Consider the following 7,662-nt stretch of genomic DNA (forward strand, 5'->3'; position numbering starts at 1 on the left):
GCGACCAACGAACGCCCCCGCGCGAACCTGGTGTTTCTGGTCGATGTGTCGGGATCGATGAACTCGCAAGATAAACTGCCGCTGGTGAAGTCGGCGCTGACGACGCTCGCCGAACGGCTACGTCCCGACGACCGCGTGTCGATCGTGGTCTATGCCGGCAATGCCGGGATCGTGCTCGAGCCGACATCCGACAAGCGCTACGTCAAGGCCGCGCTCGATTGCCTTCAGGCGGGCGGATCGACCGCTGGTGGGGCGGGGATCAAGCTCGCCTACGACACCGCGCGCGCCAATTACATGCCGGGCGGGATCAACCGTATCTTCCTGGCAACCGACGGCGATTTCAACGTCGGGGTCAGCGACAACAAGACGCTGGAGGAAATGGTCAAGGCGCAGCGCGACGACGGCATCACGCTGACCACGCTCGGCTTCGGCGAGGGCAATTACAACGAAGCGATGATGGAGAAGATCGCCGACGTCGGGAACGGCAATTACGCCTATATCGACAGCGAGCGCGAGGCCGAGAAGGTGCTCGACGACGAACTATCGGCCACGATGGTGACGATAGCCAAGGACGTGAAGGTCCAGGTCGAATTCAACCCGGCGGCGGTCAAGGAATACCGCCTGATCGGCTACGAAAACCGCGCGCTCGCCGAAGAAGACTTCAACAACGACGCGGTCGATGCCGGCGACATGGGCGCGGGGCATCAAGTGACCGCGCTGTACGAGGTCGTCCCGGCGAACGGCGCAGGGTGGCTGCCCGACCGGCGCTATCCGGCCAACGCGCAGGGTCGCCGCCCGGTGCCGGTCGGGGCCAACGAACTGTGCTTCGTCAAGCTGCGCTACAAGCTGCCCGAAGGCGGGCCATCGCGGCTGATCAACCGCCCGGTGTCATCGACGCTGCTGCGCACTGCGGCGTACCCGACCGGCGACATGGCGTTCGTGACTGCGGTCGCGGCGTTCGGGCAGAAACTGCGCGGCGACAAATATCTCGGCGGGTATCGCTATGCCGACATCGCGCGTCTCGCCGGATCGCCCAACGGCTATTGGCGGCAGGAGTTCGTCCGGCTGACCGGCATGGCGGGCGGACGCGGCCCCGTCATCGACTGATCTTACCTCACTGGCAAATCGCCCGCCCTCCGCATAGGAAGGCGGGCGATATGCTTTTGGGGACCGCGACATGACGCCACAATCGAACGGCTTGATCCTGGCTTTGCTGATCCTGTTGGGCGCGGTTGCGGCGCTGGTGGTCGCGGGCATGATCTATGGCCGCCGCCTCGCCCACCAGCGCCACCGCGCCGAGGAAGCCGCCGAGGAGCGCGCCGAGGAAGCGGGCGTCCCGCTGCCCGAGGAGGAAGACGCCGTCGCGGCGGAGACCGGTCCGGAGCCGGTGGCGAAGGAACCCGACGCCGACCTGCCGGTGAAGGCGCCGGTGGCGGAAGTCGCGCCGAAACCATCCCCTGCGCCAAAACCAGTGCCCGCGCCGAAGCCTGCGCCCGCTCCCAAACCAGCTCCCACGCCGAAGCCTGCGCCCACGCCTGAACCGGAACCGGAACCGGAACCGGTCGCGGAAACGCCGCCGCCCGCGCCCGTTCCGCCCGAACCGGCGGTGGCGCCCGAATTGGCCGGCGCACTCTCGCTCACGACGATCAAAGGCCTCGGCCCCAAGGTCGCGGCGATGCTCGCCGAGCGCGGCATCACCCGCGTCGATCAGGTCGCGGCGCTGACGGAAAGCGAAGCGGGCGACCTCGACGCGCGGCTTGGCGTGTTCACCGGCCGCATGGCGCGCGACCGCTGGATCGACCAGGCGAAGCTCCTCGCGAGCGGCGACACCGCCGCCTACGAAGCGGAATTCGGCAAGCTCGGCTAGAAGGCGAGCGACGGCGGTGCGAAGCGGCGCACCGCGGCGACGAGTTCGTCGAAGTTCCGGTCGGTGCCGTTGAGCTTGATCGCCAAATCGCCGAACCCCGCCCTGCGCCGCATCGATGGCGATGCCGCGGAATCGGCCAGATAGAGCGTGATCGACCGCGTATTCTCGACATCGAGCACATGCATCCGGCGGATCGCACTCCACAGGATCGTCTGGTCGGACCAGCGCCGCCACCAGATGCCGTTGGCGTCGACACGCAGTTCGAGCCGGAGGCGGAACAGGCCGGGCAGCAGGATCACGAACCACAGCCCGAACCCGGCGATCGCCAGCCACCCGCCGGGCACGCCGAGGTTCCAGACCATCGCCGCGCCGATCGCGACAAACATCAAGGCGGCGCCCAATTGGATGGCGACGCGCGCCCGGCTGGTATGCGCTTCGAACGGCATCAGCCCTCGCCGCGTTCGCCCCGCGTCGATCGAGTCACCAACAATTTGTCGATCCGGCGTCCGTCGAGATCGACCACCTCGAACACCCAGCCCTGCTCGGTTACGCTCTCGCCCTCGGCAGGCAACCGCCGGAACGCGGCCAGCGCAAACCCCGCCGCGGTCGCGTAGTCGCGGTCGTCGGGCAGATCGAGGTCGAGCTTTTCGGCGAGCGAATCGGCCGACGCCGATCCCGCGACCAGATAGCTGCCATCGTCGCGGTGGACGAAGTCGGGCGCTTCGTGCGGGTCGCCGTCCGACGCGAAATCGCCCGCGATCGCGGCGAGCAGGTCGGCTGGCGTCACGATTCCTTCGAAATGCCCGTATTCGTCGTGGATCAACGCCATCGGCACTTCGGCGCGGCGCAATCGGACCAGTGCGTCCATCGCGTCGAGTTGGTCGATCACGACGGGCGCGGCGCGCATCAACACCTTGAGATCGAGCTTGTCGCCGCGGATCGCCGCTGCGACGATGTCGCGCGCCTGGACCACGCCGACCACCGCATCGACCGATCCTTCGGCGACGGGCATGCGAGTGTGTGTCGAATTGACCAGTTTCTCGCGGATGCCCGCCTCGTCGAGCCCGATGTCGAGCCAGTCGACCTCGGTCCGCGGCGTCATCACCTCGCGCACCGGGCGGTCCGCCAACCGCACCACGCCCGAGATGATCGAGCGCTCATGCTCCTCGATCACGCCGGATTTCGATGCTTCGGCGACGATCAGGTGGAGTTCCTCGGCGGTGACCTGGTCCTCACTCTCGCGGCTCATCCCGATCGCCCAGAACAGCAATTTGCTGGTCGAATCGAGCAGCCAGACGATCGGCGCGGCGATCCTCGACAGCCACACCATCGGGATCGCGACCACCGCCGCGATCGGCTCGGGCGAACGCAACGCGAATTGCTTGGGCACCAGTTCGCCGACGATCAGCGAGACGAACGTGGTGACGCCGATCACCAGTACGAACCCCGCGGTGCTCGCGGTTTCCGCGCCCAGCCCGAACCACGCCTGGAGGCGAAGCGCGGTCGGCCCGCCGAGCGCCTCGCCCGAATAGGCGCCCGACAGCACCGCGATCAGCGTGATGCCGACCTGCGCGGTCGACAGGAACTTGCCGGGATCGGCGGCGAGGTCGAGCGCGGCGCGCGCACCCTTGCTCCCGGTCCGCGCCATCGCCTCCAGTCGGGCCTTGCGCGACGAGGCGATCGACAGCTCGCTCATCGCGAACACGCCGTTGATCGCGACGAGCACGAGGATGATGACGACGTCGATCCAGGGATAGGGTGCCATGATGCGGGGTCAGCCTATACGGGCGGCGGCGCGGGGCGCAACCAACGACCAGGAGTTGTACAGCGTCGCGCTTCGATGGACAGTGGACGTATGGACATCAAACAGTTCCGCGCCACGATCGATTCGGCGTTCCGGGAAGAGGGGTTTGGTGAGCGGCGTTTCGTAAAGGGCGCTCCGAAATATTGGACCTTGCCTGCCGGCGACATCATTCCGTTTTTCGCCCCGCATGCGCAGCGACAGTCTTGGGGGTTTATGCTTTACGGCACGATCGGTATCGAAATCCCAGCGTTGCGTGAATGGCTGAACCGCCACCATCCGGGGCCGGAAGCGGGCATCTTTCACACCATGTTCGTCGGTTACTATACCGCCAACGAGAAGGTCCTGAGCTTCATGCTTGACCAAGGCGATCCAGTTCCTGCCGATTTATGGGTAGGTCTGATCAAGGATCGGCTGCTTCTCATTCCTCCTTCGGTCGACGAATTGATCTTCACCTATCGCAGTCAGCGCGAGTGGCTCGGATGGTTGGCGCACCCGCATCAGAAACATGCGTGGGATTTCCTGTTGAAATGGCGCGAGAACCCTGACCCGAATTTGCATGTGCCCTGTATGTCGCCAACCGGCCAGATCGAATAGCGTCACCGTCGGCTCGCGAAGAAGTCGCGGAGCAGCGCCGCCGCCTCGCCCTCGCCGATCCCGCCATACACTTCCGGCCGGTGATGCACCGTCGGCTGCGCGAACAACCGCGGGCCGTGTTCGACCGCGCCGCCTTTCGGATCGCTCGCGCCGTAATAGAGTCGCGCGATCCGGGCATGGGCGATCGCGCCGGCGCACATCGCGCAGGGCTCTAACGTCACCCACAGGTCGCAATCGCTTAGCCGGTCGCCGCCGATCGCCGCGGCCGCGCCGCGAATCGCCAGCATTTCGGCATGCGCGGTCGGGTCGTGCCGCGACCGCGGCGTATTGGCGGCGGTCGCGATGATCCGCCCGTCGAGCACCACCACCGCCCCGACGGGGACTTCCCCCTCGGCGGCGGCGGTGGCGGCCGCGTCGAGCGCGGCGCGCATCGGCTGGGGCAGCGAAAACCCGCTTATTGCGGCGCCGCCGAATTGGCCGGTGCCGGCTCGCCGGGCTTGTTGATGGTGACGGTTGGTACCTCGACCGTCTTGGTCCCCGTCGTCACCGTGGCGGTGTTGACGGTGACCTCGGGCGCCTTGCCGCCTTCGACCTTGACCGTCGGCAGCGTGCCGGCAGTGCCGTTGAGCTTCACCATGCCGGTCGCCAGCAGGATGATCAGGACCACGGCCGCAAGGCCGATCAGCGCGAGCAGGAACCGCATGTCTTCTCTCCCGTTAAAATCGAATCGTTCTCGTAATAAACGTTAGTCGGCGCGTGCGGTTGCGCGGTAAAGCCCGAATCTCCCGAATCTGTTGACCCGGCGCGGCGATGCCGCTATCCGCGCCCCCTTTCCGGGGTCAGGTTCGCCTGCCCGAAACTCAGGATTTTGACCATGTCGCGCATTTGCGAGCTGACCGGCAAGGGCCGGCTGGTGGGTAACAACGTTTCCCACGCCAACAACAAGACCAAGCGGACGTTCCTGCCCAATCTGCAGAACGTGACGCTGATGTCGGACGCGCTGGGCACCAGCGTCAAGCTGCGCGTGTCGACGCACGGGCTGCGCTCGGTCGAACATGTCGGCGGTCTCGACAATTGGCTGGTCAAGACCAGCGACGACGATTTGTCGCTGCGCGCGCGCCGCCTGAAGCGCGACGTCAAGAAGAAGCTGAGCGCACCCGCCGCCGCGGCGTAAACGCCGATTCGGCTGCTGCTCGAAAAGCCCGCCTTCCCGGATCGGGAGGGCGGGCTTTTCGCGTTCTCCCTATTTGCCGTCATGCTGAACTTGTTTCAGCATCCATGCTTGCCGCGCGCCAAGGTTGTCGCGCCGGCGGATAGCGCTCGCATGGGCCCTGAAACGAGTTCAGGGTGACGGGGGGATAGTGGCGAGTTCCAATCGGAACTTCATCAGCAGCGTGCGCTGCAGCACGAACAGATTGTCGTCGCTGACCATCCACAGGATCGTCGCACCGCCCTCGCGAGTCACCGCGAGCCCTTCGAAATTATCGACCGTCAGCGGCGCGGCAAAGCGTGCGATCTCGCGCCCCGCCACGATCGCGCCGGGCTTGAACCCGCGCGGATCGATCAGCGTCAGCACGGCGCTCCAGGCAAAGGGCATGGCCAGCTTGCGGTTGATTACCAGCACGCGCCCGTCGGGCAATTCTGCCGCGTCGCTCGGGTCGTAACCGGCGGGTGGCAGATAACCGAAGCGAAAGCCGCTGTCCGGATGCGCGACCGGGTCGCCCGAAAAGATCAGCGCGTTGCGCGCCGCGCCGCCATGCCGCCGGTCGGTCTCGGCAATCACCAGGAAACGTCCGTCGCGCAGCCGCGCCAGCGATTCGGCACCGCCATTGTCCATCCATCCCGCCATCGCGGGGGGCGCGGCACTTGCGGCGGGCGCAGTCAGACCGGGCGCGTATCGCCAGATCTGGTTGGCACGCTCGAACCCGACCCACACTTGCCCGCTTGCCGGATCCACCGCCATCGACTCGCTGTCGCGGTCGCTCTTGTCCCAGCCGAGCCCGGGCCCGGCGGGAAGGTCGCCGAACCATGGCTCGCTCACGCGGAACCCGCCATCCATCCGGAACCGCACGATGTTGCCGCCGTCGCTCAGCAGCGTGAAGCGATCTCCCGCGACGCTCATCGACGAAAACCCGCCGAACGCGCCGTCGCTGCTCGAAAGCGCTACCCCGCCCAGATAGGTCAGCGCGCCGCTCCGCACTCGTGCGGGATTGGCTGGGTCGAGCGGCACGCGAGCCGCCTCGACATCCGGACGATCGCCCAGCACCGGCCGCCGCTCGGGCCCGCTCCAGCTTGTCGCCAGCGTGAGCAATGTCATCAGGGCAAGTCGCTTGGGCCGCATCGCCGCCCCTCATAGCGGCGCGGGCTCCGCTGGCGAGGGCCGTTCGCTGAACGGCGGATAACGGACGCATTCAGCATCCACTCAAGCCGACTCGGGCAAAACGTTTTCATCGAGGGCAACCGGCCCTCGGGTGAATTGAGAGACGGACAAGGAGACGACCCATGTTGAAGAAACTGAGCCTCGCCGGTGCCGCGCTCGTGATGACCGCCACCGCGATCGTTCCCGCCGCGCCCGCCATGGCGCAGAGCCGCGCGTACCGTGACGCGTATAACCAGGGCTATAATCGCGACGGTTACGACAGCCGCTACGACAATTCCCGCACCTATCGCGGGTACGACCAGCGTTATCGCAGCAACTATCGCACCCCGCGCGAGTGCAAGACCGAGCGCGGCACGATCATCGGCGCGATCGCCGGTGGCCTGCTCGGCAACGTCATCGCCGGGCGCGGCGACCGCTTGCTCGGCACCGTGATCGGCGGTGCGGGTGGTGCGTTGGCCGGCCGTGAAGTCGCGAAGTCGGGGCAGCCTGGATACTGCCGCCGCTAACCAGAGTTTCTCCCGCGTAGCTTAACCGGGAGAGATAGTCCCTCGCGTAGCGTTTGAGGGCGGAGGCCGGTCCCCGAAAGGGGGCCGGTCTCTTGTTATGCGCAGGTGCGCAAGCGCCGAGCACGGCCGGCGGACGGGCCGTAGGCCCGATCCGGCCGACGGCTTTGCCGGCGGCGCGTGGGACTGCTTTCGACCCAGTAGTGGAAGTTCGCTGTGTGCTGTATTCCTTCCGGAATGAGTTCATCGCGCATTCTGTCCACGCAAGAGTTCGAAGCATGCTTCGCGGCGCCGATGCAGAATGTGACTTCTGACGCTGATCCCAAGGCTGACATCTGGCCATACGTTGATGACCTCGACCTTGATACTCTTGGCGTGCCGAGCATAAATGACGTTCACTACGTCTATCGTGATGCCCTCAATCGGTTCGATCAAATCCTGATAGGGACAGGTCGCTTCAACACGCTTTTGGCGGTGGTGGTGGATCGTGAGCTACAGACAATCGTCGGTCATC

Annotated in this window: 11 protein-coding genes; 6 read left to right on the forward strand and 5 right to left on the reverse strand. The window is 66.1% G+C overall.

Translation table 11 applies throughout. The features are described 5' to 3' along the window. Together JWM94_RS04725 and JWM94_RS04730 are read left to right on the forward strand one after the other, a co-directional pair. A partial coding sequence (locus JWM94_RS04725; protein ID WP_299422439.1) for a YfbK domain-containing protein occupies positions 1 to 1,107 on the forward strand: 1,107 nt, incomplete at its 5' end. 70 nt (positions 1,108 to 1,177) lie between these two features. Further along, positions 1,178 to 1,867 carry a hypothetical protein gene (locus JWM94_RS04730; protein WP_299422441.1) on the forward strand — a complete coding sequence of 230 codons (690 nt, stop codon included), beginning with the start codon at positions 1,178 to 1,180 and terminating at the stop codon, positions 1,865 to 1,867. Here JWM94_RS04730 and JWM94_RS04735 read toward each other — a convergent pair. Together JWM94_RS04735 and JWM94_RS04740 are read right to left on the reverse strand one after the other, a co-directional pair. Continuing rightward, positions 1,864 to 2,313, reverse strand: coding sequence for a hypothetical protein (locus tag JWM94_RS04735; RefSeq protein ID WP_299422444.1), 450 nt, complete (start codon positions 2,311 to 2,313; stop codon positions 1,864 to 1,866). The two genes, JWM94_RS04730 and JWM94_RS04735, sit on opposite strands and share 4 nt — an antisense overlap. After that, complete coding sequence (locus JWM94_RS04740) at positions 2,313 to 3,632, reverse strand: hemolysin family protein (protein ID WP_299422446.1); 1,320 nt, start codon at positions 3,630 to 3,632, stop codon at positions 2,313 to 2,315. Before JWM94_RS04740 ends, JWM94_RS04735 begins: the two co-directional genes overlap by 1 nt. Before the next feature lie 90 nt (positions 3,633 to 3,722). Here JWM94_RS04740 and JWM94_RS04745 point away from each other — a divergent pair, with 90 nt between their 5' ends. Then, on the forward strand, positions 3,723 to 4,265 hold the full coding sequence (locus JWM94_RS04745) for a hypothetical protein (RefSeq protein ID WP_299422449.1): 543 nt from the start codon (positions 3,723 to 3,725) through the stop codon (positions 4,263 to 4,265). A 2-nt stretch (positions 4,266 to 4,267) separates the two neighbouring features. On the opposite strand, the gene JWM94_RS04750 is transcribed toward JWM94_RS04745, so the two are convergent. Both JWM94_RS04750 and JWM94_RS04755 read right to left on the reverse strand, forming a co-directional pair. After that, on the reverse strand, positions 4,268 to 4,696 hold the full coding sequence (locus JWM94_RS04750) for a nucleoside deaminase (protein ID WP_299422452.1): 429 nt from the start codon (positions 4,694 to 4,696) through the stop codon (positions 4,268 to 4,270). A 23-nt stretch (positions 4,697 to 4,719) separates the two neighbouring features. Further along, positions 4,720 to 4,968 (reverse strand): hypothetical protein, encoded by a 249-nt coding sequence (locus JWM94_RS04755; protein WP_299422454.1) that lies wholly within the window; start codon positions 4,966 to 4,968, stop codon positions 4,720 to 4,722. Between the two features lie 171 nt (positions 4,969 to 5,139). On the opposite strand from JWM94_RS04755, the gene rpmB reads away from it, so the two are divergent. After that, positions 5,140 to 5,439, forward strand: a complete 300-nt coding sequence (gene rpmB / locus JWM94_RS04760) for a 50S ribosomal protein L28 (protein ID WP_299422456.1) — start codon at positions 5,140 to 5,142, stop codon at positions 5,437 to 5,439. 168 nt (positions 5,440 to 5,607) lie between these two features. On the opposite strand, the gene JWM94_RS04765 is transcribed toward rpmB, so the two are convergent. Further along, complete coding sequence (locus JWM94_RS04765) at positions 5,608 to 6,606, reverse strand: esterase-like activity of phytase family protein (protein WP_299422460.1); 999 nt, start codon at positions 6,604 to 6,606, stop codon at positions 5,608 to 5,610. Between the two features lie 161 nt (positions 6,607 to 6,767). Here JWM94_RS04765 and JWM94_RS04770 point away from each other — a divergent pair, with 161 nt between their 5' ends. Then, complete coding sequence (locus JWM94_RS04770; RefSeq protein ID WP_299422465.1) at positions 6,768 to 7,151, forward strand: glycine zipper 2TM domain-containing protein; 384 nt, start codon at positions 6,768 to 6,770, stop codon at positions 7,149 to 7,151. Positions 7,152 to 7,442: 291 nt separating this feature from the next. Continuing rightward, positions 7,443 to 7,662, forward strand: a 220-nt coding sequence (locus JWM94_RS04775; RefSeq protein WP_299422514.1) for a hypothetical protein, incomplete at its 3' end; no start/stop codon positions are given.

This window comes from Sphingomonas bacterium (genome assembly GCF_028289855.1).
GTDB lineage: Bacteria > Pseudomonadota > Alphaproteobacteria > Sphingomonadales > Sphingomonadaceae > Sphingomonas.

Bases quoted from the DNA above. Each gene is read 5' to 3' on its own strand.
- JWM94_RS04730 (WP_299422441.1), top strand. From the start codon at position 1,178: ATGACGCCACAATCGAACGGCTTGATCCTGGCTTTGCTGATCCTGTTG.
- JWM94_RS04735 (WP_299422444.1), bottom strand. From the start codon at position 2,313: ATGCCGTTCGAAGCGCATACCAGCCGGGCGCGCGTCGCCATCCAATTG.
- JWM94_RS04740 (WP_299422446.1), bottom strand. From the start codon at position 3,632: ATGGCACCCTATCCCTGGATCGACGTCGTCATCATCCTCGTGCTCGTC.
- JWM94_RS04745 (WP_299422449.1), top strand. From the start codon at position 3,723: ATGGACATCAAACAGTTCCGCGCCACGATCGATTCGGCGTTCCGGGAA.
- JWM94_RS04750 (WP_299422452.1), bottom strand. From the start codon at position 4,696: ATGCGCGCCGCGCTCGACGCGGCCGCCACCGCCGCCGCCGAGGGGGAA.
- JWM94_RS04755 (WP_299422454.1), bottom strand. From the start codon at position 4,968: ATGCGGTTCCTGCTCGCGCTGATCGGCCTTGCGGCCGTGGTCCTGATC.
- rpmB (WP_299422456.1), top strand. From the start codon at position 5,140: ATGTCGCGCATTTGCGAGCTGACCGGCAAGGGCCGGCTGGTGGGTAAC.
- JWM94_RS04765 (WP_299422460.1), bottom strand. From the start codon at position 6,606: ATGCGGCCCAAGCGACTTGCCCTGATGACATTGCTCACGCTGGCGACA.
- JWM94_RS04770 (WP_299422465.1), top strand. From the start codon at position 6,768: ATGTTGAAGAAACTGAGCCTCGCCGGTGCCGCGCTCGTGATGACCGCC.